The following is a 26440-nucleotide window of genomic DNA, read 5'->3' on the forward strand; positions in this document are numbered from 1 at the left end:
GGGTATATTAGATGACCAAAAAAATTTCAAGCATACTAATTGCGAATAGAGGGGAAATAGCACTAAGAATAATAAGAGCGTGTAGAGAGCTGGATATTAAATCTGTATCGATTTTTTCTGATGAGGACGTTCGCTCTATTCATGTAAAGCGTGCAGATGCTGCCTATCATATCGGCCCTGCGGCTCCATCTAAAAGCTACTTGAATATGAACAAGATTCTCGAAGTTGCTCTAGCGGCTGGGGTTGATGCTATCCATCCTGGTTATGGATTTCTTTCTGAAAATGAAACTTTTGCCGAATTATGTGAAAAAAATAACATTATTTTTATCGGTCCAAAAAGTGTGGCTATGGATTTGACGGGCGATAAAATGAAATGTAAACGTATCATGAAAGACGCTGAAGTTCCCACCGTTCCGGGTAGTGATGGGGTTATAGAGGATGTGGAGAAGGCAGTTCAGATTGCTAACGATGCTAAGTATCCAGTTTTATTAAAATCTGCATTTGGCGGCGGCGGAAGAGGAATTAGACTGGCTAAAGATGAGAAGGAATTGAGAGAAGAATTTGAGATGGCCTCTGCCGAATCAAAGGCTGCGTTTGGTAAAGCAGCTCTTTTTGTAGAGAAATTCTTAGAGAAAATTAGACACATTGAATTTCAATTAATCAGGGATTCTCATGGAAACACCCGACACTTGTTTGAGAGAGAGTGTTCTATTCAAAGAAGGCATCAGAAGTTGATAGAAATGTCTCCTTCACCAATCATGACCCCTGAAAAACGAAATGAAATTGGAGAAATTGCAAAAAGGGCCGCCGATGCTGTCGATTATCTAAATGCGGGAACTGCAGAATTTCTTTGTGATCCAGAAGGTAACTTTTATTTCATAGAAATCAATTCTAGATTACAGGTAGAGCATCCGGTAACTGAGCTCGTGACGGGTATCGATCTTGTAAAGCTTCAGATATCTATAGCCAATGATGAATCAATACCGTTTAAACAGAACGATTTGAAACTAACAGGTAATGCTATAGAGTGTCGAATTAATGCCGAAGATCCCTTTTATGACTTCGCTCCCTCAGTGGGTAAAGTCCCTGATTGTAATCTTCCATATGGGCCAGGTATAAGAGTGGATACATACCTATATCCAGGATGTACCGTATCGGGATTTTATGATTCGTTAACAGCAAAACTTATTTCGTGGGGTGCAAATTTTGATGAATCAAGACGTAGGATGAGAAACGCACTAGATGAGTTTGTTATTGAGGGGATAAATACGACTATTCCTCTATATAAAACGATTATGAATGACGAGCACTTTATTTCGGGGGAGTTATCCACAGATTATCTGGATAGATATTCTATTATTCAAAAAATGAAGGATGAACAAAAATCGCTAAATTCCGATTTGCAAAAAAGATTATTACCTGCTGTAAGTTCTGCAATTCTACAATCCGAGTTTGTTAAGAAAGGCAGTACAATTGAAAATAATATATCAAATAGCTGGAAATTTGGAGGATTGAATTGCTGAGATGGAAATAAAAGTTGATGAAATTAATCAAGAATTTGAAGGAAAGATAATGGGATTTGATAAAGACAACAATCTTATCGTTGAGATCAACAGCACTGAACATCTGATCAAAATCATTGATATCAAGACAGATAAATTTGAATTTATTTTCGATAGTATGTATCATGAAACCAAGATTAGTAACTCTACAAGTACTGAATTAAAGATAGTATTAGATAACATTCCTATGACACTTAAGAAACATATCAGGCTCTCTGAAATAATTGAAAAGTCAAGTGCACTGTCGGGTGGAGCGAACTCACAGAATACAATTTCAAGTCAGATTCCAGGACGAGTTATCTCAATAGCGATTAATAAAGGTGACATTGTAAAACAGGGAGACAACATTGTGATATTGGAATCAATGAAAATGCAAGTTGCTATCAAATCACATAGAGACGGAAATATAAAAGAACTAAAAGTAAAAGAAGGTCAAAGTATTTCTAGAAATGATGTTGTCGCAATTCTAGAATAATTTATTTTTGTCATGTCTTTGATCTATCCGGATGAACCGACTCTATACCTTTTATAAGTTCGATTAATGACTATTCTGTGACTGTGTTTGTAATCTTTCTGATTTCGTTATAGTCAGGTTCTATCAATGGATTGTCTGTTACCCATTTGTATATTACTTGAGAGTTTTTGTCAATCACAAAAATAGCCCTCTTGGCTACTTTATAATCTTTCAATTTTCCAAGACTAGGCATTACCACATTATATTTTTCGATTACTTGCCTATCATAGTCGCTTAAAATTGGAAAATTAAGCCCATGATGTTCTGCAAAAACCTTATTTGCAAAAGGACTATCTACTGATATTCCCAAAACCATAACGTTCCTATTCTTAAGGCTATTGAGGGAGTCTCTGAAGTTACACATTTCCACAGTACAAACTGGAGAACCAGCTGCAGGAAAAAATGCCAGGATCGTCATTCCATTCTTGTTGTCTGCCAATTTATGAAGATCCTGATTAGTATCCAGGAGTTCAAAATCTGGGGCTTTATCTCCTACTTCAATATTTTTATCGCTAAGACTCTTGTTCATACAGTAAAGTATATTTTCAATATAATAAATTATTCTATATTCATGGTTTGAATCATGTAGCAAATCCAAAAATTAACTTTGCTAATTTGTCTCTCTGAATTCATGAATTACATCCTTTAAAACCTTCACAGCAACTTCCAATTCGTTTAAGGTATTCTGACTTCCTAACGAAAATCTTATTGAACCGGAAATTTCATCGTATGATAGTCCCAATGACTTTAATACATGGGATGCCTGCTTTTTTTTGTTTGAGGAGCACGCTGAGCCGGTAGATGCTTCAATTCCATACTCGTCTAGCTTTACAAGTAAATTTTCACCATTAATTCCTTTAAAAGAAAAATTTACATTATTGGATATACGATTTTGCAATGAACCATTAATTCTTGATCCAGGTATTTCATTCATCACGCGATTAATCATGTATTTTTGGAGCTCTCTAACAACTGAATTACTCTGGTTCATTTTATTTTTCCAAATCTCACACGCTTTTCCAAAACCCACAATTGAATAAACATTTTCCGTTCCGGATCTTAGACTCATCTCTTGACCTCCGCCATATACAATGGGTTCGATACAAATTCCTCTCTTAATGTATAAAGCTCCTATTCCTTTGGGCCCGTTTATCTTGTGCGATGAAATCGAGAGCATATCTAATTTCATCTGCCGTACATCAATAGGAATTTTTCCCAATGCTTGTACCCCATCTGAATGAAATAGCGTATCATAGTTTCTTTTCTTTAATATTTCAACCATCGATTGTATTGGTTGTATTGTACCAATCTCGTTATTAACTAGCATAACACTTACCAAACAGGTTTTAGGTGATAAAAGATCACTGTATGATTTCAGATCTACGAAACCATCTCTAGTGGTTTTAATAAAATCTATGGCAAACCTCAAATCCTTTTCAAGATATCTTACTGTTTCTAGTATTGATTCATGTTCTATTTCGGATACTAATATTCTATCATATTCTGGTTTCAACTTTTTTACTGCTTTTGAGTATCCGATAAGTGCCATATTATTGGATTCAGTCCCACCAGAAGTAAAATAAATTTCATTTGGCTTAGCACCTATGAGCTTTGAAACATGAAATCTGGCCTTGGACAAAGCCAAAGTAGTTTTTCTCCCATTTTCATGAAGAGAGGAGGGATTTCCAAAGTGATCAAATATGTAAGGTATCATTACATCACTTACTGCCGAATCAATCGGTGTCGAAGCTGCATTATCCAAGTATATTCTTGATTTTTCCTTCATTTACGATCATTACTTCCGTCGGGATCTATATTATCTATTTCAGTATCAATTGAGTAATCATTTTTGTTACTTCGGTATCCTTCGAGGTCAAGTGTTACATACTTGTAACCCTTATTTTTTAGATTTGTAACTAAATCTTGAAGCGTTTCAGGATCCAATATTTTAGTAAACTCCTTCTTATCTATTTCTATCCTTGCCAGATCTCCATGATCCCGAACCCTTAAATTCCTAAATTTCGAGATTTTCTTTATTACACTTTCACTGTTTTCAATCTTTTTTAACTTTAACAAAGTCACTTCCGAACCGTGGGGAATTCTAGACGCTAGACACGAATTAGATGGTTTGTCATAGACAGACAGATTATTAGCCTTCGCCAAATAACGTATCTCAAGCTTATTTAGACCCGCTTCTATCAGCGGACTGCAGATCCCTTTCTGATGCAGTGCAGTCATCCCAGGCCGGTAATCTTCCAAGTCGTCTATTTGACTTCCATCAACAATCAATTCGATTTTCTCCTCTTTGGCAACTCTTAGAAGATTATCTGCGAGTTCATTTCTGCAATGAAAGCATCTTAGACTATCGTTTTTCACAAAATTTGGATTTGCAAGTTCATCATACTCTATCATTATGTGGTCCACATCAATTTCTTTAGCTATTTTCTTTGCTACCTCTAGTTCTTCTTTTGCCAAAGTCTTGTAATTTGCGGTAGCGGTCAAAATCTTTTCTTTACCTAAGGCCTGTCTTGCTGCCATAGCCACAAATGCACTATCTACACCACCTGACAGAGCAATCATTACCCTCGAGTTTTTGGACTTGAACCAATTTAATAAATCTGTATACTTCTCACTACTGGAATGTGCTATATCGTTGATAGTCTTTATGGGCAATTTATCTTCGTTTTAATATACTTTTTTGAAATATTAAATTATTGACCAATTCTTGAGTTTTTTTATAACTAAAGCCTAATACATTCGCGAGATCTTTGATATCTTCATATTCTGGTTTCATGTTAATTACATTCCCGTTATCATCTTTTGAAATCTTTACAGTAATCTTAAAATCTTTTTTCATAATTTTAATAGGTACTATTATTTGATGTCTCTCTAATCTATATCTTTCATTTATCATTTTCCTGATACCTAAAGTACCAGTTTCCTCAAAAATGATTCTTACAACGTTTTTTTCTGTTTTTTCAGAACAGATCACCTTAAGAACACTTAAAGGTCGATTTTTTTTTGTCAAGCCATTAATTATTGAAACGTCTTTGACCCCTAATTCTTCTGAAGATAATTTTTCTATCAAATTCCCTAGGATCTCACCAGATACATCATCAATGTTAGTCTCCAAAACTGTTACAAAGTCTTTAGAAATTTTCTCTTCGTTAATGTTACTCCCTACACAAACTCTTAGTAAGTTTGGGATTTTTTCAAACTTCTTTATTCCAGTACCATACCCGATTTTATTTATATAAATATCAGGATAAAATAAGGTTTCCCGGGCGTTTAAACCGCAGAGTATTGCCACTCCAGTCGGTGTAGTAAGTTCGGAATCAACTGGACCTCCTGCAATCGGGATTTGAAGGCTTTTTAACATCTCCAAAACGGCATTTGTCGGATTAGGTACCACACCGTGAGAAAAGCTTGTGGTTCCTCCACCTATCGCAACTTTTGTAGTATAAAAAATGGTATCCTCAAATAAATTCAAATCCTCCAATGCCACTGCACTTCCTATTAAATCAACGGCGGTATCAATGCTGGAAGCTTCATGCAAATAAAGATCCTTGGGACTTTTGTTATGAATTACAGACTCTACTTTAATTATGGCTTTCAATGAATTGAGCACAAATTGCTTCCCTCTATCACTTAATTTTGAACAATTACAACACTTAGTCATAAGTTGTAACATCTCAGTTGCCTGCCTTTCAGAATATTTTTCCTCCAAAGCTATGTGCAACTTTGTCGCTTTGATACCATGGGTTTCTGTTGTTAAAAAATCTATATCTTTTATAATTGATCCAGCAAATACCTTTTCGAACTGTCTTATTTTTTTTATGATCTTAACTTTGTCAGCACCACAATCCACTAGAGCACACAAAAACATATCCCCTGCTATTCCACCGAGCTGGGCGTCTATTACCGCAATTTTAGTCACTCTGACTAGTAATATAATATACTCCGTTTTATGGAGTTATCGTAAGCTTACCTGCCTCTGGTTCTGAAATATCGTGAAATCACCATAATGCGGACAAATCGGATTTAAAACTATAAATAAAAAAAATAATTTTACAAATACATGACTATATCTATCATTGGCTCTGGTAAGGTTGGAGCATCAATAGCCTTAAATTGTGGATTGAGAGAATTGGATTCTAAAATTAACCTTGTAGATATTATTGAAGGGTTGCCACAAGGTGAAGCAATGGACATTAATCATCAACTATCTGTTCAGGGATTAGACAGCGACCTGATTGGAACTAATGATTTTAGTGTTGTAAGAGATTCAAAAATTGTTATTTTGGTAGCAGGTGTTGGTAGAAAACCTGGAATGACTAGAATGGACCTCTTAAAGACCAACGCATCAATAGTTAAAGATGTTGCTACAAAAATTTCACAGCACAATAAAAATGCTATACTAATTGTTGTAACAAATCCCCTCGATCCTATGACTTATCTGGCATTAAAGACTACTAAATATCCTAAAAACAAAGTCATGGGAATGGGGGGTATGTTAGACCTTTCAAGATTTGCAAGTTTTATTCATGAATACACAAAACTTTCACGAGAATCTATCTCAGCCATGGTTATCAGTGAACATGGAGAAAAAATGTTGCCACTAATTAGATTCTCCTCAATCTCTGGAATACCGCTTAACAACTTCATAAATGAAAATCAATCAAATGAAATTTATGAAAAGACTAAGCAAGTCGCAGCTGAGGTGATAAAGCTCAAAGGAGCTACCGTTTATGCACCAGGAAACGCGGTTGCAACCATGACAGAAGCCATAATTAAGGATAAAAAAAGTGTGATTCCCTTATCTGCATATTTAGAAGGAGAATTCGGGGTAAATGATGTATGTATAGGTGTTCCAGCAGTAGTTGGTAAGGATGGAATTGAAAAAATTGTTGAACTACCTCTGAACGATTTTGAACGCCAGGAATTTGAGAAGGGTATTCAAAACGTAAGGGAAGCGATTTCCTCACTTCCATTATAAATAAGAATGTTCTATGGATATAAAGGACGTATTACAAGATTACAGGGACAAGAAGAAAAGTCTAGAAGACGTTCTCGATTCTCTTTCCCTTTTCTCCATAGAGCATATAGAAGACCAAGTTGCACAATTAGATATCGATAGGGCAAATAGGAAATTTATTCCGGAAGTAGTACTTGCAACCCACAAAAAACCCAAAGACTTGTTACTTATCCTAAATAAGATTCTTCAAAAGAAAGAATACGTGCTGGTAAGTAAGATTAAACCATCTTTGGTTCCCAAATTTGTCTCTTACTACGCTAAAGCCGGCTATATCGTCGATCAAGGTCGAAACAGTACTTCAATTCTTGTCTATAAAAATGAAACTTCTCTTCCATCGATACGGGAAGGTAAGGTCGGAATAATCAGTGCAGGTACTTCGGATATGGGAATAGCCGAGGAAGCGAGACTGGCTACTCGAGTAATGGGTTGCACTTCGTATATTACATATGATGTAGGAATAGCAGGTTTTCATAGATTGATCGGACCACTGAAGAAGATGACAACTAATAAAGTCGATGCAATAGTAGCCATAGCTGGCATGGAAGGAGCCTTGCCGGCCATCGTTACCTCACTAGTTAACGTACCGGTGATAGGAGTTCCAACTTCCTTCGGATATGGGTTTGGAAGTAACGGAGTGGGAGCATTGGCCTCTATGCTCCAAACATGCTCTTTTGGACTATCGGTAGTAAACATAGATAATGGGATAGGAGGGGGTATTTTCGCCAGTATGGTAGCAAAGAAAGGTAGTACCTGATAATAATCTTTGAATCCCAGTAGTCGGTCTTGCAAAGGAATTTAAAAATCCTTGATTGAAATTCAATTGGATGTAGCGACTCTAGTTTACCTTTTATACTCTTTATTGAAAAGCAAAAGTTCCATACATTCAGTCTTAATTAATCTGTTTAATCATGAGAGATTATGATTTGTTAAGCATAAATTATGTTTTTGAAGCTCAAGTGTCATAATGGCTAGAATTTTTTGTGAATAGTGCTAGGGTAAGCAGATAATTATTATTGTCATTATTACTACCTTACTGTGAATAACTGATGGGTTCAATCTGTCTGGATGCTATCGGCAAATCGAATTGTATTGTTAACTCGATCAAATATTTTATCATTGTTGGATAAGGAATATTTTGTACTTTTTAAAACGTTTATAAGAGATTCAAGAAGTTTTCTTGATTGTTAGCATAAAGGAAAGGATTAGTGAATGTCTTATATTAAAACCCTTAAACGAATACGAAACAATAAAACCAATTACAGAAAAAGGAAAGCTGTATTAATTTCGAGGCGAAACTTTGTAACCATCAAAATAAGCAATCAAAATATTTATTGTCAACTTGTTCAACCTGCGATCAAGGGAGACCTGGTTTTAACACATGCAGGTAGCAAAGAGCTTGGAAAGTATGGATGGAAGGGCTCGCAAAATAACTTGTCAGCTTGTTTTTTGGTCGGTTTGATTCTCGGAAAGAAAATGGGAGCCAAGAAAATTGACTCTGCAATTTTGTATACGGGGAAAACTTCTTTCACAAGCAAAGTAGCTGCCTGTTTAAAAGGTATTTCCGCGGCAGGAATTAACATTCCACTCTCAGAGGAATCCTTACCAAGTGATGATAGGATTAGTGGTTCTCATGTATCCGAATATGCAACTAACTTGAAAGAAGATAAAAATCGCTATGAAAAACAATTTTCAAAATTGATTAGCAATAATATAAATCCGGAAGAATATCCTAAACATTTCGAAGAAATTAAGAATCATATTTCAAATAGTAAATTTGAATGAGGCGACGAAGTGAGTGACAAATTATAAACATACCGAAAGAATAATAAACAAAAAAATATTGATTTCTATAAGGTTAAGATGAATTAGGGATGAAAACTTTGATATTTTTCAGATTAATTACGAGCTGTAGGTGTAGACAATGAGCAGAATGTCTAGATCTAACGAGGCCGAGGTAGAGTGGAAACCTAGAACTACCTTAGGCGTAATGGTGGCCAGTGGTAAGATTAACTCTATGGAACAGATATTTGAAAATGGTATGAGGATCCAGGAATCAGAAATTGTCAAACATTTGTTACCTGATATTAAAACACAAGTGGTTAGTGTAGAAATAGTACAAAAACAAACTGATGCTGGTGAATTAACTAGATTCAATGCCCTGGTGGCGATAGGAAACGAGTCAGGTTGGTTTGGGATAGGAAAGGGGAAGGCCTCTCAAATGCGAAACGCTATTGATAAGGCTACTAACGCTTCTTACCTCAACGTCATCCCAGTAAAACTTGGATGTGGTAGCTGGGAATGCAGATGTCATCAAGCTCATTCTGTTCCTTTTAAAGTCCAAGGACGAGGAGGTAGTGTAACAATAGAATTGATCCCTGGACCAAGAGGGTTAGGAATCGTTGCCGGCGAAAATATACGAAACCTATTGAAATTGGCAGGACTAAAGGACTGTTGGAGCCGATCTTTTGGCTCTACTAATACCATGTCATCCACAGCCAAAGCCATATTTAACGCATTACGGAGTACATTTGTAACAGGATAGGATTTGGAATGGTATATCTGGTCGTAAGAATGAAGGGGACAGTAAATATTCCAAATTGGGCGCAAAGTACCTTGGATAATTTACACCTACAAAAGAAATTTAGAGCAACATTGATTCCAGAAAATGAGCAAACACTAGGAATGCTACGAAAAATTAAGGAAATAGTAGCTTGGACGTCAGTTGATGAAGGGTTTATTCGTGAATTTGTGGAGAAGAAGGGAAGACATACTTCAACCAAGTTGTTGTCTTCTAATAAGGAATCGCAGACAAATCTTGAAAATGCTCCTGATATAGATAAAGTAGTTACTGATATTACAAAAAACGAATCATTTCTATCAAAGATATCTGGGCTTAAACCCTGGTTCGCATTAAATCCACCTCGTGGTGGATTTAAAAGGAAATCAAAAGTACTTTATTCCCAGAATGGAATTTTGGGCGAAAACCGTGAACTTGTAGAACTTGTAAAAAGGATGATGTAAAATATGATTAGCATAAATAATTTTTGTCTTGATTGTGGATTGCAAACTTTAATATTTACACCAAATGTTGCATATCCCCTATAGGAATAAATGGTGATAATGGATGGCTACTCGATTGAGAAAAAGTAGAAAGCAGCGCGGAAGTCGATATTGTGGATGGGGTCAAATTGGCCAGCATAGAGCCTCTGGAAGTCGTGGCGGTGTGGGCGGTGCCGGAAAACACAAACACTTCTTTATCAGGACAATTAAAGAAGAACCTAATCACTTTGGACATGAACAATTTCATGCTCTTAGACCCAGTGATGTTCAAAAATGGGTTAATATTAAAGAATTAAATGAGTTAGTAAAATTTTCAGAAACGGATAAGGATGGAAAAGTAGTTCTGGATTTGGATAAATTGGGAATAGGAAAGGTATTAGGGGCTGGTATTCTTAATTCAGCATTTACAATTAAAGTCAGAAAAATCTCTGATTCAGCCAGAAATAAAATTATATCCGCGGGTGGAGAGGTGATAGTCTTAGATGAGCTCAATACAGAATGATGGACTCTTTAGAACAGTCGTAAAGACTATCTCTCCTTTTATCCCACAAGTCGAAAAACCAAAAAAGAAAATTACTCTTACAAATAAGCTTATTTGGACTGGCATTGCATTGTTAGTTTATCTTGTTATGGGCCAAGTGCCTTTATTCGGTGTTAATGTTGACCCGGCGACTGACCCTCTCGCATTTGCTAGGGTTATCTTCGCGGCACAACAGAGAACTTTACTAGAATTAGGTATAGGCCCTATAGTTACTGCGGGTTTGCTTATGCAGTTGTTGAAAGGGTCTGACATATTGAAACTTAATTTCAGAGATCCTAATGATAGATCACTGTTTACATCGGCAACTAAAATAGTAACCATCATCGTGATTGTTGCTGAGACGCTATTATATGGTGTAAGTGTTTATGGAGGGGCGACCCCTTCTGGGTATCACTTGGCTGTGCTTATAGCGCAGTTGACGGCGGCGTGCATCGTCATAATGTACCTCGATGAACTTGTACAAAAGGGATGGGGATTGGGTTCAGGGATAAGTATATTCATCATGGCTGGAGTAGCGCAGGCTATTCTGTGGAGTTTGTTCAATCCACTCCCTATCCCCAATGGAGAGGAACTAAGTGGGATGATACCCTTTATGATTACGAGTGGAATGGAAGGTCATTTAGGGGATTCCGTACTGAGATCAGCGCCGCCTGCACCAGTGCCTAATATGCCAAGCCTGTTTGCCTTTGGGATCACTGCGGGTATATTGCTATTATTGGTGTATGTGCAGGGTATACACGTGGACATTCCTATTGTGTCGACGAGGTACAGGGGTTTTACTGCTACCTACCCTATCAAATTGCTTTACACTTCAAACATTCCAGTAATATTGGCGTCAGCGCTAATGGCTAATGCTCTGTTCATAGGACAGATGGTATGGATAAACTACAATCCTAATAATGATAATCCTATGTTCAATCTGATAGCGCAATATGATGCTCAATCGCAGAATCCAACGGGCGGACTATTTTATTACGTCACTGCTCCTCGATCGTTTGAAGCAACCGTGGCTGATCCAGTTCGAGCTATAGTATACGTAGTATTCCTAACTACAATAGTTACCATTTTTGGTCGGTTGTGGGTCGAATTAGGTGGGCTTTCGGCGAAGGCGGCTGCGAAAAACCTCTTGGATGCAGATGTACAGGTTCCTGGGTTTAGACGGTCTGAGAGTTCTGTGGAATCGCTACTAAATCGCTACATACCGTCCGTTACGATAATTGGAGGAGTAATTATTGGACTATTGGCGTCGGTCTCTGACTTGTTTAGCGTCTTTGGTACGGGAATTGGTTTGCTTCTGATGGTGGATATCCTAGTGAATTACTATAACCTGCTCGTTAGGGAACAGGTCGATGTTCACATGCCTAAGTTGGCTTCTCTGCTGGGACGTACCTAGAGGGGGATCTGACTTGGACATGATATCAGGTCCTCATCTGCTGAGCTCCTCCACTTTTTTGTCCACAAACATTGATGTCATGCTACTAACGGTTTTTCAACTTCAAAAAAACAAAATTTTATCTCAATCAAGATCCCTATGACGAAACGTGTCATAATAGTTGGAATTCCGGGTGTAGGAAAATCTACTGTCATTACAAATGTACAAAGTCTATTATCCCAAAGAGGAGTGGATACAAAAATAGCTGAATTTGGAAAAATCATGTTCGAACAAGCTAAATTAATGTCCATACATAATCGCGATCAGCTTCGAAGGTTACCGATAGATCAACAGCGAACGTTGCAAGAAATGGCTGCAAATTCTATTAATTCCCTGGGCAATGATGTAGTGTTAGTTGATACTCATTTATTTATAAGTACTGATGATGGATTTTACCCTGGGATGCCCCTTAAACTATTAGATATTATAAATCCCACCCATTTAATCTTGATAACTGCTGCCGCGGAAGAAATTCACAAGAGAAGAGAAAGCGACAGTAGCAGACAAAGAGATTTGATTTCTATCGATCATATAAACAATGATTTGAGGCTATCGGAGAGTATGATATCTACCAGTTCCATTATCACAGGTTGTCCATTTTATCTAATACAGAACAACACAGGTCAAGTCGATCATGCTTCAAATGCTATATGCAAGATCATTTTAAACAAATGAAGTGTACAAATCATTGATAGCTTTATATACTCATAGGTTACTAATCACCAAAATCTAGTTTTAGTGTTAAAAATGGAACCGAATCAAAATAATGACATAAAAAAAATCAATTTCCAAGCCGATCGGAAGATCAGTATAGTGATTTCTGGATGGCCAGCAGTAGGTAAAACTACCATTGCGGAAAGCCTTGCAAGGGATTTTAATCTAAAACTTTGGAATGGTGGGGATATACTAAAGATGATGGCGCACGATAGAGGATATTCGTCATCGCTGAATCATGACTGGTGGGATACTGAAGAGGCCGCAAAATTTATGAATGAGCGGAGCAAAAATCCCAATTTCGATAGGGAAGTAGATAACCGATTGATTGAATTATTGAATGAAGGCAATGTCGTTATTACCAGTTATACACTTCCTTGGATTGCTGATGCCACTATTAACTTCTGGTTGCAAGGTTCAGTAGAAAACAGGTCAAAGCGCATGTCTATGCGTGACAATATTGATATTGACAATGCAAGGAAAATTGTTCAGAGAAGAGATTTTGAAAACAAGCAGATTTACAAAAAATTATATCAATTCGAATTTGGAGAAAAACTAGATGTGTTTGATTTTGCGATGAATACAGATATATTGACATTAGAATCGTTAATCTTATTGTCCAAAAATATTGTCGAAAATGTATTGCGAACGTAAAGCAAATATGAAAAATTTTTAGGATAAGGCATGACAGACTTTAGACTTACACAACTAGACAATTTAATAACTATTAGCGAAGGTGTTTCAGATGACCGTTTTGGTAATTATCCTAATAAAAGACCAATTTCGGAGTTATTGAATTATGGTTTGATACTCTTGGACAAACCGTCGGGAAATACAAGTCATGAAATTGTTTCTTATGTAAAAAGGATATTGCAGTTGGAAAAAGCCGGACATAGTGGGACATTAGACCCAGGTACAACCGGGTTGCTACCTATAGGATTAGAAGAGGGAACGAAAATAGTACCTGTTTTATTACTAGGTCCTAAGGAATACATCGCTTTAGGTAGACTACATAGTCATGTGTCCGATAGCAAACTTGCTCAGGTTATTTTGGAATTTACCGGTCCAATTTACCAAAAACCTCCACAGCGGTCATCTGTCAAGCGACAAACTCGGGTAAGAATCATTCACAAGTTTGAACTTGATGATCAGTATGATCGATTGTTACTCTTAAGAGTATTATGTGAATCAGGAACCTATATTCGAAAATTGATATATGATATGGGCGAGATTCTCGGAGTGGGAGCTTCAATGATTGAGTTGCGTAGAACAAAAGTATGTGACTTTACTAACGAGTCCAATTTTGTTAGACTTCATGATTTAGTGGATGCTTTTCAACTTTATAAAGAAACAAAAAATGAAGAAAAACTTAGGCGCATTGTACTTCCAATTGAAATTGCAATGACTCACTTACCCGCTGTTATTGTCAGAGACACCGCCATAGATGCATTATGCCATGGGGCACAACTGGCGATGCCAGGAGTTGTCTCGATTTCAAAGGACATTAAAAAGGGAGATTTAGTTGGTATATATTCAATCAAAGGCGAGATAATTGGATTAGGTATCTCGGTGTTAGATTTTGAAGAATTTTTTAACAAGAAAAAGGGAATTTGTTTTCAGATCAAAAGAATCGTAATGAAGCCTAACACTTATCCAAAGTTTTGGTCAACCACTACTACAGATACAGAAGAAAATGCCACTTTAGAATCTCCTTCAAAACACGATCACAATTCTGAAGATGAAGATTCAGAATCAATATTTTCTGATAATTATAATTAATTCAATGTATGTTAATGCATGGCATCGCAGTTATTTATTCACTTCCCTTATTTAATCAAATTTCTAGGGATTAGATCGTCTCTCCCATCCCTGGGTTGGTTTTATCCAACAATGAAATTTTTCTTGCAAGGTTTTCTATAGTACCAGGCACATGACAATTACACATACAGTCATCACATTCTATGTGTTTCAAATTCTTACAGTAAGTTGATATTTGTAATTTTTCCATATACCGAATTTTTGTTAGGTTGTTCTAAATTTAATTGTTTAATTGATAGAAAATCTTAATTATTTTCAATCTGATAATATTGTAATTCTGATTTGGTGAGATTTGGCAATAAGGATCTAGCCCGATATCCGTTTCTAAGAGAGGCGTTGTCGTATGTGACTAAGAATGAATTCAAAATCGAAGATCTCGATAATTCGGAATTCTATCATCTTGTAGAAAAGGCAAAAAGAAAAATCGAAGATTATGTGTTCGAAGGGAAATTGGCATACCAAATTGATTATAATAAAACCCACGAGATTATTGTGCAGGAAGAGGTAATAATTTTTCTAATTTCATTGTTGTTAATAAAGTCAATATCGATTGATTCTGTCACAAAGAAATTTGCGTTGTTTGAATCAATGAGATTTGAAAGATATCTCATATCGGATTTAGATAATTCAAATCAAGATGACAAGACGGTAAAGTTGATTTTGTACAAAATATTTGAAGATTTGTTTCAGACTAAAGTAGATCTGGAAGTAGATATATTCAACTTTTATAAGATCAAAATAAGTGATTATTTAGATCATCCTATTGCATTTCAAGAAAGGGAATGGAATCTTGTAAATCGAACGGTAGATAAAGGATATGTGTATTTAGATGGTAGTGAAATAGTGAGACTATTCAGAAATGAACTTTATTTATTAATTATTGATAGAATCAAGAAGATGAATCCTGAAGTGCTCCCGGATATGATCATATCTATATCAGACTCGCTAAAAAGTAGGTGGGAAAAAATGTATCCTCCGTTGAGGGCACCGGGACATCAAGACATTCTACCACCTTGCATTCAGCATATTTACAATCAAATTGACAAGGGGGAAAATCTTTCTCATCCAGCTAGGGTATTATTGGGTACATTTTTGATATATACGAACAAATCAATGGAAGAAATGATTGACCTTTTTAAACGGTTGCCTGACTATAATGAGCAAATTACTCGCTATCAATTGGAACATCTGGCAGGTAAACGAGGCAACACTAAACAGTATTTTGTTCCTTCCTGTGAGAAAATCAAATTGAACAATCTCTGTTTTGAGACTGTAGTTTGTAAAGGAATCAGCAATCCTACACAATTGATTTATAGAAAAAGTTCTAAATAACATGACTTCACCTACTACCTCATCCCACACTTCCTCCTCTTCTGATAAATTAAAAGATTCTATAACCGACTCATTCAACTATCCTCATTCAGTTGAAGATGATCCGAATAAGATTTGGCTTGAGAAGGTTTTCAGAAAGCATTATTTTAACTCCTCTTCAGAAATAGAACTTGATAACTATGTATCAGAGCATGAATTTGGGTTTAGACTTTTTGATGGATACATACGTAGACATTTGAATTTTAAGAGCAAAAGAGAGCTAATTGCCAGCATAATCAAGTTTTCTCCATCAGATATTTTTTGTTCACCCGCAAGATATCAACATCCTTCTGCGAGCATGGATCAAAAGGGCTGGATTGGAGCAGATCTTATCTTTGACATCGACGGGAAAGATTTGCAACTTGATTGCGCACGAATTCACAACATGACATTTTGCAAAAATTGCAAGCTAATTGAAAAGGAAGTTCATACTAGTTGCTCTAAATGTAATTCATCAATGGTTCAGATAGTTGAATTACCTTGTCAAAATTGTATAAGAAATTTAAAAAAAGAAGTAACAAAGTTAGTTGAAGTACTTCATGATGATTTTGGCATCGAAAACAACAGTATTAATATCTTTTTTTCTGGTAACAATGGTTTCCATATTCATGTAGTTGATGAAAGTTTTTTCAATCTAAGTTCTATGAAACGGAGTTCTTTAACACAGTATCTACTAGGGAGGGGTTATCTAGTTGATAACTTGGGTTTTCGAATAGATAAAAGCGATAATATTACTATGCTTCCAAATAAGATTTATTATAACAAAGGCTGGAGAGCACGTCTGTTAAGTCGGTTACATTTGCAATTGAAAAATCATCGTATAGACGATAAATTTATGAGAAAGATAACACAAATTAAGGAAACAAACAAAATTGGGATCTCAGGTGTAATCAACAATCAGATTCAAAATATTTCCGTAAAAATAGATCCAAATGTTACTATTGATATACATAGAATATTTCGGCTCGCTGGAACGATAAATAGTAAGAGTGGGCTGGTTAAATCTCGTGTCAACAATTTAACTACTTTTGATCCTTTTAAGGAATCTTGCATCAGAGAAGATGCGTTGGTCAAATTAGATGCATTTGTTGATACCAAATTATTTTTCAATGGAACATCATACAAAATTAAGACCGGGATAAATAACATACCCGAATTCGTTGCAGTTTATATCATATCAAAGGGGATAGGAGATATATATATTGAAAAACTAAAGTAAATGGTTTGACATTAGACCATGGTGAAAAATGAGCACGAGTCGGATGATCAACCTCTACTCGAATACTGGGTAGTTGCTTTTCTAAAATCCCATGACGGCAGGAAGTTCTTATATAGGCAATTCCTTGCAGAGGGATACTATGAGGCTTATGATATAGTAATGACTTTTGCAGAAAAGAGTCCGTACCACATTGTGTGGTTCAAAGAGAAAAGAAATTGTGGGGTAGAATTCAGAGAAAAACTCTTGCCAAATTTGGAATTTATTTGTACTTTTTGCAACAAGGAATTTAACAACATTGAACCAATAAAATGCGATTACCGGAAAAATGAGAAGATGAAATGCAAGTCGGAATTTTGTTCGCTAACATGCAAAGAAGACCACTTTTACTTTATGCATGTAAGACAGGTATCCTGATATAAAAAGGTCATAATTCTTTAACAAGTTCCAAATAGTTTTTGACCATTTGGGGATCAACTATTCCCTGCACCACATATTTTTCTCCGGAATTCAAAACTATATCCTGAGCTACTGCACTATATGGAATTTCAAACTTTTCAATATCTGCTTCATTATTTGTTTCAAAAATCAGTTTGTCATTATTCTGCTCAAACTTAAAACCTAGAATCTTTTCTATTTTTCTCATTCCCGAACCTCCTCCTCTACCACCGGCAGACCCCCTCGATTCTTTGATCATTAGGATAAAAATGATATTGTTAGTATCTCTGTCAGCCTTCAATGTCAAATCAATATCTGTTAAAGAAACGATTAACTTCCTTTGTGGGAGTTGGATAATGCTAGAGAGGTTCACAGGATTCATAAATTGATCTAAAATATGGCCCATAGAAATATCTATTGAATAAATGTTCAGTAGAAATAAATAATAATTGATCAATAATTGTCAAGATCATGGCCATAGATCATAATAGTTCTCCCAATGGGTTAACAACAATTTTTTGGGATAATGATAGTGTAAAACTTATCGATCAAACCAAACTACCCGAAAAATTACAAACCATTACCTGTTTTACATATCTAGATGTAGCAGAATCGATAAAGAGACTGGCGATTAGAGGTGCTCCAGCTATAGGTGTGGCTGCTGCAATGGGGTTAGCGCTTTGTGCAGTAAAAAGTACAAGTTCAACAAAGGCTAAGATCATGGATGAATTAAAATCTGCGTATAAAATATTGCTAAAAACGCGTCCTACCGCTATTAATCTGAAATGGGGGCTAGATGTGGTACTCGAAGAGGCAGAAAAATACGAAAGTGTTGAAGATATTAAGAAATTTGCAGTAGCTTGCGCGGTAAGAATGTCACAAGAAGACATCGCCATAAACAGAAAACTTGGCCGATTTGGATCTGACCTAATAAAAGATGGTGATGTTGTTATGACACATTGTAATGCCGGAGCTTTGGCTACTGTTTCTTATGGAACTGCACTAGGTGTAATTCGCTCAGTAAAGGAATCTGGTAAAAAAATTAGTGTAATAGCAACGGAAACGAGACCCGTGATGCAAGGGTCAAGGTTGACGGCTTTTGAATTAGTACACGATGAAATCGATGTTAGCCTTGTACCAGATACCGCTGTTGGTTATCTGATGGCAAACAAAATGATAGATAAAGTAATTGTTGGTGCAGATCGAATATTAAAATCCGGTCATGTATATAATAAGATTGGTACATATCAGGTTGCTTTACTTTCAAAATCTCACGGAATTCCATTTTATGTTGCAGCGCCACTTTCTACTTTTGATCTCTGTAGTGAAACAAGTGACATAACTATTGAGGAGAGGTCAGTTGAAGAGGTCACAAAAATAGGAGATAAACGCATAGCTCCGGCAGGCGTTAGGATATTTAATCCCGCATTTGATTTAACACCACCTGAATTGATTGCTGGTATCATCACTGAGAAGGGGGTAATTGTACCGCCTTATGAAAAGAATGTGAAAGCTCTATTTAACAGTCCTTGAAATCAGATAGACAAAATATTTTCCTCATGGAAAAAAATTTAAGAAGCGTTTTGATTCAGATTGATAGTGCATACTAATCAAATTACAAAGGAGAGGGTCTTTTCTGAGCTTCGTAAATGTATGGATCCGGAAATACCTGTCAATGTGGTTGATCTAGGGTTAATTTATAATGTGGATGTCTCAGAAAAAAACAATGTCGATATCAAGATGACTATGACGACCCGTGGTTGTCCATTACATGATACTTTGATAAAAGATGTGAAAAAATATGTTAATACAATTGAAGGTGTGGGGGCTATAAATGTCGAAATAGTTTGGGACCCACCGTGGTCAATTGACAAAATGAATCCCACGGTCAGGGACAAATTGGGTTTTGGAAAACCTTCATTAAGATTTCAAATAGATTACGAAAAGTATATGCCACAAAAAAGTGGACATGTTCTGAAACAAGAGGATGGTTCCCTTGCGTTAGTTAATGAACGAGAGCAAGGTTTTATGGTCAATGAGAACATTATTGAATTTTGGGAGAGCTGTGGAGGAGATAGGACAATCAATCAATTAGCTGACGATTTCTCACAAAAACTTAGCCTACCAAGACAGCAGGTAGAGCAAGAAGTAGTTCAATTGATTCAACAATTATTAGAAGCAGAATTGTTGAAACCTCCGACAACAGAGAATTAGATTTTACTCTCTTTAATCAAGATCAAGGATATTCCTTCTATTGATTTCCACTGTCATCAGATTCTCTCAATTTGATTGAGATCTGTGCCCTCAAATCATCGTCTGGTAAATTTTCCGATTCTATGCTAAGAGATCGTGCGATTAGTTCTAGTTTCTCTCTTTCAGAGGAGATAGGTCTTCGAACAGCAGGTCCTCTATACTCATGCTTTGTTGACTTTGTGGATGGATTTGAAATCAGCATATCTTTTTGACTTGTTATTTTAGTTCTTGCTTTTTCATACTCTCCAATAAGCCTACCAATTGACTTAGAAAATCCTGTGATCTTGGTCGGAAAAATGAATATTACTATAACAATAATAATGATAAACCATTCTGATCCTGCTATATTAAGCTGATAAACAGGGAATAACATTATCTATTATTACAAAAGACTCCTTCCGTAAATATTCTTTTAGTCGCTCAATTCGAGATTATAACCGTTGAATCGAATAAAATTTCTCATTGTATATCTTACATTTCAATATATGATATAAACATAATAACAAGTTAACAAAATATTCAATCTGTGCAATCGGGAGGAGCTAAACACGTCCCTCATAATTCTAATCAAATCCGTAAAAATAGGGAATCAATAGAAAGCATAGTTAGTAAATTTAGGTCAGGTGAATATTTGGTGTCGGTGTTTGGACTAGGCCATGTGGGTGCTCCGCTGGCTTCGGTTTGGCTCAGGTCAGGAGTCAGAGTCATTGGAATAGACAAATCAAGTAAGGTTATAGAAAATACAAAGAGGGGGGTTACCCATATACCTGAACCTCTTGTTAACGAATCGTTTTCCATGGGACTACAGGAGGATCGGTTTTTCATATATGAAGATCCAGTGAAAGCGTCATTTGATTCTAAATTAAAAATGATATGCGTTCCAGTACTAATTAAAAAGAATAAACCTGATTTGTCAATAATTAAGGAAGTTGTCCTCTCAATTGGTAAAGGTTTAAAAATAGGTGATATCGTATCTATTCATCCTTCGATTCCGCCATTGACGACAGAAAAAGTTTTGGTGCCTTTGCTTGAAAGGGCAAGCGGGTTGAAATCAGGAATTGATTTTTCAGTTATATATAATCCTGAACGAATCTATGAAGGGCGGGCCATATTTGACATAGAGGAAGGTCATCCAGGGATTATATCTGCAGATGATCCATATTCTTTAGAAATAGCGTCAGCTTTATTTTCTCTTTTGTACAAGAAGGGAATAGTAAGCATACTCGGGATAAAAACTGCCGAAGCTGAAAAATTGTTTGAGGGTGTTTACAGAGACGTTAACATTTCTCTGGCAAACGAATTGGCAAGGTTATGCGACAAATTGAATATTAATTTTTGGGAGGCCAAGAAGGCAGCCAATTCTCAAAGTTTTTGTCATATTCATGATCCTGGTATCGGGGTAGGTGGAGCATGTATACCTGTCTATCCTCAATTCATCATCGATGTTGGATTGAAAAACAAATTAAACTGCAGAATTACGAAAACAGGTAGAGCAATAAACAATGAGATGCCTAAATATTCATTGAATAAGGCATTAAAATTGATTAAGGGACACTACTCAAGAAAATCCAAAATATCAATTTTGGGTCTAGCATTCCGTGGCGGGGTATCGGATACTCGTTTATCACCAACTTTTGACTTGCTTAGAGAACTAGCAAAGTTGAAAATCAAAGATGTTATTGTACATGATCCGCTAGTAAAAGATGATAGATTATTGGCGAAATTTAAGGATGTTAGGTTGATTTCGGATTTAGATGAAGCAATAACTGGAAGAGATTTGATAATTTTGGCTACCAATCATAAAGAATATTTGAATATTGATTCATCTGTTTTGGGTAAAACGCCAATTTATGATGGACGAGGGTTTTTACATCCTGAGAAATTTGAAAAGGGTCTTTATGCGGGGATTGGCAGACCATCTGTTTGAATTTTGTAAATACTACAAAATAAAAGTCAACCTAAATAACACTTTTATTTATTTTATTACCCACCTGTTAGTATGGTCAAGACGCAATCCGCACAAAAATTAAGTTCAGGTTCTCAAGCACCGAATTTTTCATTGAAAGGAGTAGACAATAAGATACATAATTTGAATGAATTTAACTCTAAAGCTTTACTAATCGTATTTATCTGTAATCATTGTCCATACGTAAAGGCTAGGATTTCAGACCTTGTCTCACTGCAATCAAAATTTGCCCCTTCTGAGCTTCAAATAGTTGGAATTAATAGTAATGATCCAAGCTATGAGGGAGAGGGATTTGACAATATGATAAATTTTGCAAAGGAATATTCACTGAATTTCCCATACTTGATAGATGAGACACAACACGTTGCCAAGGAATTTGGAGCGGTTTGTACTCCGGATCCATTTCTTTTTGACGAGTCAAAGAAACTTGTTTTCCACGGCAAGATTAACAACGCTATAGAGCCAGATGCCATTCCAACGGTTCATACCATGGAAGAAAATATTCACAAAGTATTAGAGGGCAAAAAGAATGATATCTCAAAAGATTTTGATCCATCCGTAGGATGCTCCATAAAGTGGATCGGTTAAGTTTAATTTCGTAGTGATAGTTACAATAATGGCATAATGATTTCAGTTAAGTAATTATAAAATGGAATCCAATTAGCGCTATGGTAAATATAATAACAACTACTTTGGATAAAATTGATTTGTCTGATAATGTTGTGGTAGTTGGACTTGCTGAAGATGGGAGTATTCCAATTTACGTTGAAAAGAATTCAAAATTAAATCAGATATCGAACAAAATCAATAGTTTCGGACAGACACATTTGAAAAATATTAGGAAGTATGGCAAATTCATGACTTTGGCTACTAGTTTGGATGAAACCCCTATTACGATTCTCTTAGTAGGACTCGGTGAGTTAAATAAGTTAAATTCTGATCGCATAAGGCATATTGGGGGTCTTATTTCACTTCGATGCAAAGAGCTAAACTTTACTAGGATCAATATTCTAAAATTTTTTTCTGAACCCACGTTCTTCGAACCACTGATTGAGGGACTAGTGCTATCTCAGTATGAATTCAGCAAATTTAAAGAAAATAAATCCGAACAGGATCAAGATTTATCGTTTTCTGACAATTGTAATATAAACATAATTACTGACGGCAGCAAAAGAGAAGAGGAACTATCACAAATAAACAAAACCAAGATAATTTGTGACGCAGTTTTTTTTTCTAGAGACCTAGCCAACTCTCCTCCAAATCACATCAATCCAGGTACATTGGCTCATGCAGCAAAATCATTAGAGTCTACAAATAATATTACTGTCCAAATATTAGATCAATCTCAAATCAAGGAAATGGGTTTGAATGGAATCATTTCAGTCGGCAAAGGGAGTCAAAATGAACCTAAAGTTATCATTGTGAATTATAATAATTCAGAAAAAAATGAAAAACCAATTCTTTTAGTTGGTAAAGCAGTCACCTTTGATACTGGCGGTATTTCTATTAAACCAAGTGATCGGATGGATGAAATGAAGTTTGACAAGAGTGGGGGATGCACAGTCTTGGGAATAATGAAAGCTGTAGGAAACCTTGCACTTCCAATAAATGTTGTAGCAATTATTCCCGCAGTTGAGAATATGCCCTCTGGATCATCTTACAGACCGGGGGATATTGTTCATATGTACAATGGTAAAACTGTGGAAGTACTAAATACTGACGCTGAAGGAAGGATGATTTTGGCCGATGCTCTATCTTATGGGATTTCAAAATATTCTCCAAAATACGTTATTGATTTTGCTACCTTGACCGGGGCTTGTATTATCGCGTTGGGAACTAACGTGGCAGGGGTTATTGGTAATAATGATAAATTAATTCAGCAATTAAAGGTCTCTGCCGGTTCCACTGGAGAAAAAATTTGGCAACTGCCATTGTATGAAGAATTCTTTGATCTCATAAAAAGTAATGTCGCATCTATGAAGAACATTGGGGGTCGAACAGGGGGAACGATAACAGCTGCTGCATTCTTATCTAATTTTGTCGAAAATATACCTTGGGCTCATTTTGACATTGCTGGAACTGCTTGGACCCAAGATGGTACGGCCGAGAAAAGCTATAACCCAAAAGGAGCTACCGGATTTGGAATAAGGTTAATACTAAATTTTTTGGAAAACAATAGAAATTTTGTCTAATTTACCAAAAACTTTTTGTTCTAAAAGAAAGGCGCCAGCACTGCTGTTTCCCAACGGCTCTCGCACGTCAGTATCCAGCAGCGACATTAGGTTTGACTTCCGGGTTCGGAATGGGACCGGGTCGGGCCCTAACGCTATGGCCGGCTAACCTAAACATGTAGTTTTCGTTAATTTAATCCTTACTATGTGAGCAAGATAACATGCCAAATTGATATTATAGATTAACTCTGAGTATAAACTCCATTCACTACTTAGGCAATTCATCTAAGAGCTAGCCTTGATAAGAAAAGCGCTATATAATAGTGCTTATATCAGTATGTAGCTGTATTACAATAAGTCAATTTTTGTTATTTGATAATATACAATCTCATTTTGTGCAATTATGCTTCTGCTGAACCGTAGATTAACCACAAGGCAATATTCAAATTTCTTTTTAGTTGTTTGTATGTCTACTAATATATTGTCCGAATCCAGGATTTATATAAAAGATCGACGAATATTATGTAAAGATTGGATAAACGCAGTAATTTGATTCATAGGGTTGCTGTGCTTGATCAGGACTTGTGTCAGCCAAGAAAATGTGGACTTGAATGCATAATATATTGCCCTGTAAACAAAACCGGTGGTGAGTGTATTATCCAGAGACCAGATGATGGGAAGGCAGTAATTTCCGAAGATTTATGCACAGGTTGTACTATATGCATTAAGAAATGTCCATTTGATGCGATAGTAATTGTCAATCTAGCCCAAGAAATAGGCGTTGATAAGATTCATCAGTATGGAATAAACAGTTTTAGATTATACAAGATACCAATACCTAAAGAGGGAACTGTGACCGGATTGGTGGGTAGAAATGGAATGGGAAAATCTACCATTATAAACCTCCTGTCAGGAAACCTGAGGCCTAATTTTGGAGAATTTGAAAAAGCTCCTTCTTGGGATGAAATATTGAAAAGAACAACCAATATAGAGTTACGAAAACATTTTGAAAAAATTCAAAACAAAACGTTGAGAACTTCTATAAAACCTCAGCTCGTTTACCTAATACCCAAAGTATTTAAGGGAACTGTTGCTGAATTAATGAAAAAATATGATGAAAGGAATGTGACTCAAACTCTTGTCTCGGACTTGGGCCTGAGTAATTCATTGAATAAACAATTGAATACACTGAGTGGAGGAGAGTTACAACGTGTTGCTGTTGCTGTAGCTGCTGCTAAAGATGCAGACTACTATTTTTTTGACGAACCTTCATCTTTTAACGATATCTTCCAAAGATTGGCAGTAGGTAGGGTGATAAGTAATCTAGCAAAAGAGGGAAAAAGTGTAATGATTGTAGAACACGATATGTCATTACTGGACTATTTATCCGACAATATTTACATAACATATGGTGAGCCAGGTGCTTATGGGATTGTTTCGTCTTTACAGAGTACCAAGGTTGGAATTAATAATTTCTTGGAAGGTTATATCCCAACAGAAAATATCAGGTTTAGGGACAAGGCTTATAAATTTGATATTTCAAGCGTCATCGAATCCGTCCTCTCAATGTCATCAATTATACAATACCCCGCTCTTGAAAAAACCCTTGGACAGTTTAGAGTAAAAATAGAAGGAGGAAGTATCCAACAAGGCGAAGTTATAGGAATAGTGGGGGCAAATGCATTAGGTAAAACAACCTTCATGAAGATACTGGCCGGTGTAGATAAATTAGATAACGGAAGTCTGGAAACGAATGCAAAGATATCTTACAAACCACAATACCTGAACCAAGAAATAGAGGGAGATGTTCGATCACTGATTTACTCAGTCAATAATGGTCCATTTGAGGGAACCTTAGCTGAAGAACATGTATTTTCCCCATTAGGTTTGAAGAAACTTTATGACAAATCAGTAAAAGGTTTAAGTGGTGGGGAGCTCCAGAAGGTGGCAGTTTCATTGTCTTTGATAAGAGAGGCAGACATATACGCTCTAGATGAACCTTCTGCATTTTTGGACATTGAGGATAGGATAATTATAGCCAAGTTTATACAACGATTTATTAAATCCAAAGGAAAATCTGCATTAATTATCGACCATGATATCCAGCTAATAGATCTTGTTTCAGATAGACTTATCATATTCGATGGAACACCAGGAGTAGAAGGTTCGGGTACAGCTCCAATTTCCAAAGAGACGGGAATGAATGAATTTCTTAAATCTCTTTCGATTTCATTTAGAAGAGACGAAACTTCCGGCAGGCCCAGAGTAAACAAAGAAAATAGTAGACTAGATAGGCAGCAGAAAACAGAAGGAAATTACTATTATTTAAAAAATTAACAGATACTATGA

General features: G+C 36.1%; 27 protein-coding genes and 1 rRNA gene. 21 read left to right on the top strand and 7 right to left on the bottom strand.

What is annotated here, in order from left to right; all coding sequences use genetic code 11:
- Positions 1-11: 11 nt before the first annotated feature.
- Both ACMT7R_RS10855 and ACMT7R_RS10860 read left to right on the top strand, forming a co-directional pair.
- Entirely contained in the window at positions 12-1523 is a 1512-nt protein-coding gene (locus tag ACMT7R_RS10855) for an acetyl/propionyl/methylcrotonyl-CoA carboxylase subunit alpha (RefSeq protein ID WP_415311887.1), read from the top strand.
- Between the two features lies 1 nt (position 1524).
- The gene (locus tag ACMT7R_RS10860) at positions 1525-2037 is read left to right on the top strand and encodes an acetyl-CoA carboxylase biotin carboxyl carrier protein subunit (RefSeq protein WP_415311888.1); all 513 of its coding nucleotides are present in this window, start codon (positions 1525-1527) and stop codon (positions 2035-2037) included.
- A 70-nt stretch (positions 2038-2107) separates the two neighbouring features.
- Here the strand turns inward: ACMT7R_RS10860 and ACMT7R_RS10865 are convergent, their stop codons facing one another.
- The 4 genes from ACMT7R_RS10865 to larC all read right to left on the bottom strand — a co-directional run bounded on the left by ACMT7R_RS10865 (position 2108) and on the right by larC (position 6013).
- Positions 2108-2605 carry a redoxin domain-containing protein gene (locus tag ACMT7R_RS10865; RefSeq protein WP_415311890.1) on the bottom strand — a complete coding sequence of 166 codons (498 nt, stop codon included), beginning with the start codon at positions 2603-2605 and terminating at the stop codon, positions 2108-2110.
- Between the two features lie 81 nt (positions 2606-2686).
- A complete protein-coding gene (locus ACMT7R_RS10870; protein WP_415311891.1) occupies positions 2687-3862 on the bottom strand; it encodes a cysteine desulfurase family protein in 1176 nt (391 codons plus the stop codon).
- Positions 3859-4749: an ATP-dependent sacrificial sulfur transferase LarE gene (gene larE, locus ACMT7R_RS10875; RefSeq protein ID WP_415311893.1), complete on the bottom strand. Its 891-nt coding sequence runs from the start codon at positions 4747-4749 to the stop codon at positions 3859-3861. The genes ACMT7R_RS10870 and larE overlap by 4 nt, the downstream gene beginning before the upstream one ends.
- A 1-nt stretch (position 4750) precedes the next feature.
- On the bottom strand, positions 4751-6013 hold the full coding sequence (gene larC / locus ACMT7R_RS10880; protein WP_415311895.1) for a nickel pincer cofactor biosynthesis protein LarC: 1263 nt from the start codon (positions 6011-6013) through the stop codon (positions 4751-4753).
- 141 nt (positions 6014-6154) lie between these two features.
- Here larC and ACMT7R_RS10885 point away from each other — a divergent pair, with 141 nt between their 5' ends.
- The 13 genes from ACMT7R_RS10885 to ACMT7R_RS10945 all read left to right on the top strand — a co-directional run bounded on the left by ACMT7R_RS10885 (position 6155) and on the right by ACMT7R_RS10945 (position 17680).
- Positions 6155-7072, top strand: a complete 918-nt coding sequence (locus ACMT7R_RS10885) for a malate dehydrogenase (protein ID WP_415311897.1) — start codon at positions 6155-6157, stop codon at positions 7070-7072.
- Between the two features lie 13 nt (positions 7073-7085).
- The gene (gene larB, locus ACMT7R_RS10890) at positions 7086-7865 is read left to right on the top strand and encodes a nickel pincer cofactor biosynthesis protein LarB (RefSeq protein ID WP_415311899.1); all 780 of its coding nucleotides are present in this window, start codon (positions 7086-7088) and stop codon (positions 7863-7865) included.
- A gap of 455 nt (positions 7866-8320) precedes the next feature.
- Positions 8321-8893: a 50S ribosomal protein L18 gene (locus tag ACMT7R_RS10895; protein ID WP_415311901.1), complete on the top strand. Its 573-nt coding sequence runs from the start codon at positions 8321-8323 to the stop codon at positions 8891-8893.
- Between the two features lie 139 nt (positions 8894-9032).
- Positions 9033-9653 carry a 30S ribosomal protein S5 gene (locus ACMT7R_RS10900; RefSeq protein WP_415311903.1) on the top strand — a complete coding sequence of 207 codons (621 nt, stop codon included), beginning with the start codon at positions 9033-9035 and terminating at the stop codon, positions 9651-9653.
- Positions 9654-9661: 8 nt separating this feature from the next.
- The gene (locus tag ACMT7R_RS10905) at positions 9662-10132 is read left to right on the top strand and encodes an uL30 family ribosomal protein (protein ID WP_415311904.1); all 471 of its coding nucleotides are present in this window, start codon (positions 9662-9664) and stop codon (positions 10130-10132) included.
- Between the two features lie 103 nt (positions 10133-10235).
- The gene (locus ACMT7R_RS10910) at positions 10236-10673 is read left to right on the top strand and encodes an uL15 family ribosomal protein (RefSeq protein ID WP_415311906.1); all 438 of its coding nucleotides are present in this window, start codon (positions 10236-10238) and stop codon (positions 10671-10673) included.
- On the top strand, positions 10654-12105 hold the full coding sequence (gene secY, locus ACMT7R_RS10915; protein WP_415311908.1) for a preprotein translocase subunit SecY: 1452 nt from the start codon (positions 10654-10656) through the stop codon (positions 12103-12105). The genes ACMT7R_RS10910 and secY overlap by 20 nt, the downstream gene beginning before the upstream one ends.
- Before the next feature lie 138 nt (positions 12106-12243).
- The gene (locus ACMT7R_RS10920; protein WP_415311910.1) at positions 12244-12819 is read left to right on the top strand and encodes an adenylate kinase; all 576 of its coding nucleotides are present in this window, start codon (positions 12244-12246) and stop codon (positions 12817-12819) included.
- A gap of 72 nt (positions 12820-12891) precedes the next feature.
- Positions 12892-13512 (top strand): AAA family ATPase, encoded by a 621-nt coding sequence (locus tag ACMT7R_RS10925; protein WP_415311912.1) that lies wholly within the window; start codon positions 12892-12894, stop codon positions 13510-13512.
- A 30-nt stretch (positions 13513-13542) separates the two neighbouring features.
- Positions 13543-14637, top strand: a complete 1095-nt coding sequence (locus ACMT7R_RS10930) for an RNA-guided pseudouridylation complex pseudouridine synthase subunit Cbf5 (RefSeq protein WP_415311914.1) — start codon at positions 13543-13545, stop codon at positions 14635-14637.
- A gap of 384 nt (positions 14638-15021) precedes the next feature.
- The gene (locus tag ACMT7R_RS10935) at positions 15022-16008 is read left to right on the top strand and encodes a hypothetical protein (protein WP_415311916.1); all 987 of its coding nucleotides are present in this window, start codon (positions 15022-15024) and stop codon (positions 16006-16008) included.
- 1 nt (position 16009) lies between these two features.
- The gene (locus tag ACMT7R_RS10940; protein ID WP_415311917.1) at positions 16010-17266 is read left to right on the top strand and encodes a DNA primase small subunit domain-containing protein; all 1257 of its coding nucleotides are present in this window, start codon (positions 16010-16012) and stop codon (positions 17264-17266) included.
- An 18-nt stretch (positions 17267-17284) separates the two neighbouring features.
- Positions 17285-17680, top strand: coding sequence for a hypothetical protein (locus ACMT7R_RS10945; protein WP_415311919.1), 396 nt, complete (start codon positions 17285-17287; stop codon positions 17678-17680).
- 10 nt (positions 17681-17690) lie between these two features.
- Here ACMT7R_RS10945 and ACMT7R_RS10950 read toward each other — a convergent pair whose 3' ends face one another.
- Positions 17691-18107 carry a hypothetical protein gene (locus tag ACMT7R_RS10950; protein ID WP_415311920.1) on the bottom strand — a complete coding sequence of 139 codons (417 nt, stop codon included), beginning with the start codon at positions 18105-18107 and terminating at the stop codon, positions 17691-17693.
- 65 nt (positions 18108-18172) lie between these two features.
- Between ACMT7R_RS10950 and mtnA the strand changes: the two genes are divergently transcribed.
- Entirely contained in the window at positions 18173-19234 is a 1062-nt protein-coding gene (gene mtnA, locus ACMT7R_RS10955) for an S-methyl-5-thioribose-1-phosphate isomerase (protein WP_415311922.1), read from the top strand.
- Positions 19235-19300: 66 nt separating this feature from the next.
- Positions 19301-19915: a PqqD family peptide modification chaperone gene (locus tag ACMT7R_RS10960; protein ID WP_415311923.1), complete on the top strand. Its 615-nt coding sequence runs from the start codon at positions 19301-19303 to the stop codon at positions 19913-19915.
- A gap of 37 nt (positions 19916-19952) precedes the next feature.
- On the opposite strand, the gene ACMT7R_RS10965 is transcribed toward ACMT7R_RS10960, so the two are convergent.
- Positions 19953-20327 carry a hypothetical protein gene (locus ACMT7R_RS10965; protein WP_415311925.1) on the bottom strand — a complete coding sequence of 125 codons (375 nt, stop codon included), beginning with the start codon at positions 20325-20327 and terminating at the stop codon, positions 19953-19955.
- Positions 20328-20480: 153 nt separating this feature from the next.
- Here ACMT7R_RS10965 and ACMT7R_RS10970 point away from each other — a divergent pair, with 153 nt between their 5' ends.
- The 3 genes from ACMT7R_RS10970 (at position 20481) to ACMT7R_RS10980 (ending at position 24112) form a co-directional block, all read left to right on the top strand.
- Positions 20481-21881, top strand: a complete 1401-nt coding sequence (locus tag ACMT7R_RS10970; RefSeq protein WP_415311926.1) for a nucleotide sugar dehydrogenase — start codon at positions 20481-20483, stop codon at positions 21879-21881.
- 72 nt (positions 21882-21953) lie between these two features.
- Positions 21954-22508 (top strand): thioredoxin family protein, encoded by a 555-nt coding sequence (locus ACMT7R_RS10975; RefSeq protein WP_415311928.1) that lies wholly within the window; start codon positions 21954-21956, stop codon positions 22506-22508.
- Between the two features lie 80 nt (positions 22509-22588).
- Complete coding sequence (locus ACMT7R_RS10980; protein WP_415311930.1) at positions 22589-24112, top strand: leucyl aminopeptidase; 1524 nt, start codon at positions 22589-22591, stop codon at positions 24110-24112.
- 29 nt (positions 24113-24141) lie between these two features.
- Here ACMT7R_RS10980 and rrf read toward each other — a convergent pair.
- A 5S ribosomal RNA gene (gene rrf, locus ACMT7R_RS10985) occupies positions 24142-24260 on the bottom strand.
- Positions 24261-24640: 380 nt separating this feature from the next.
- Between rrf and ACMT7R_RS10990 the strand changes: the two genes are divergently transcribed.
- Positions 24641-26428 (top strand): ribosome biogenesis/translation initiation ATPase RLI, encoded by a 1788-nt coding sequence (locus ACMT7R_RS10990; protein ID WP_415312199.1) that lies wholly within the window; start codon positions 24641-24643, stop codon positions 26426-26428.
- Positions 26429-26440: the final 12 nt, after the last annotated feature.

Source organism: Candidatus Nitrosocosmicus sp. FF01, assembly GCF_047711275.1.
Lineage (GTDB): Archaea > Thermoproteota > Nitrososphaeria > Nitrososphaerales > Nitrososphaeraceae > Nitrosocosmicus.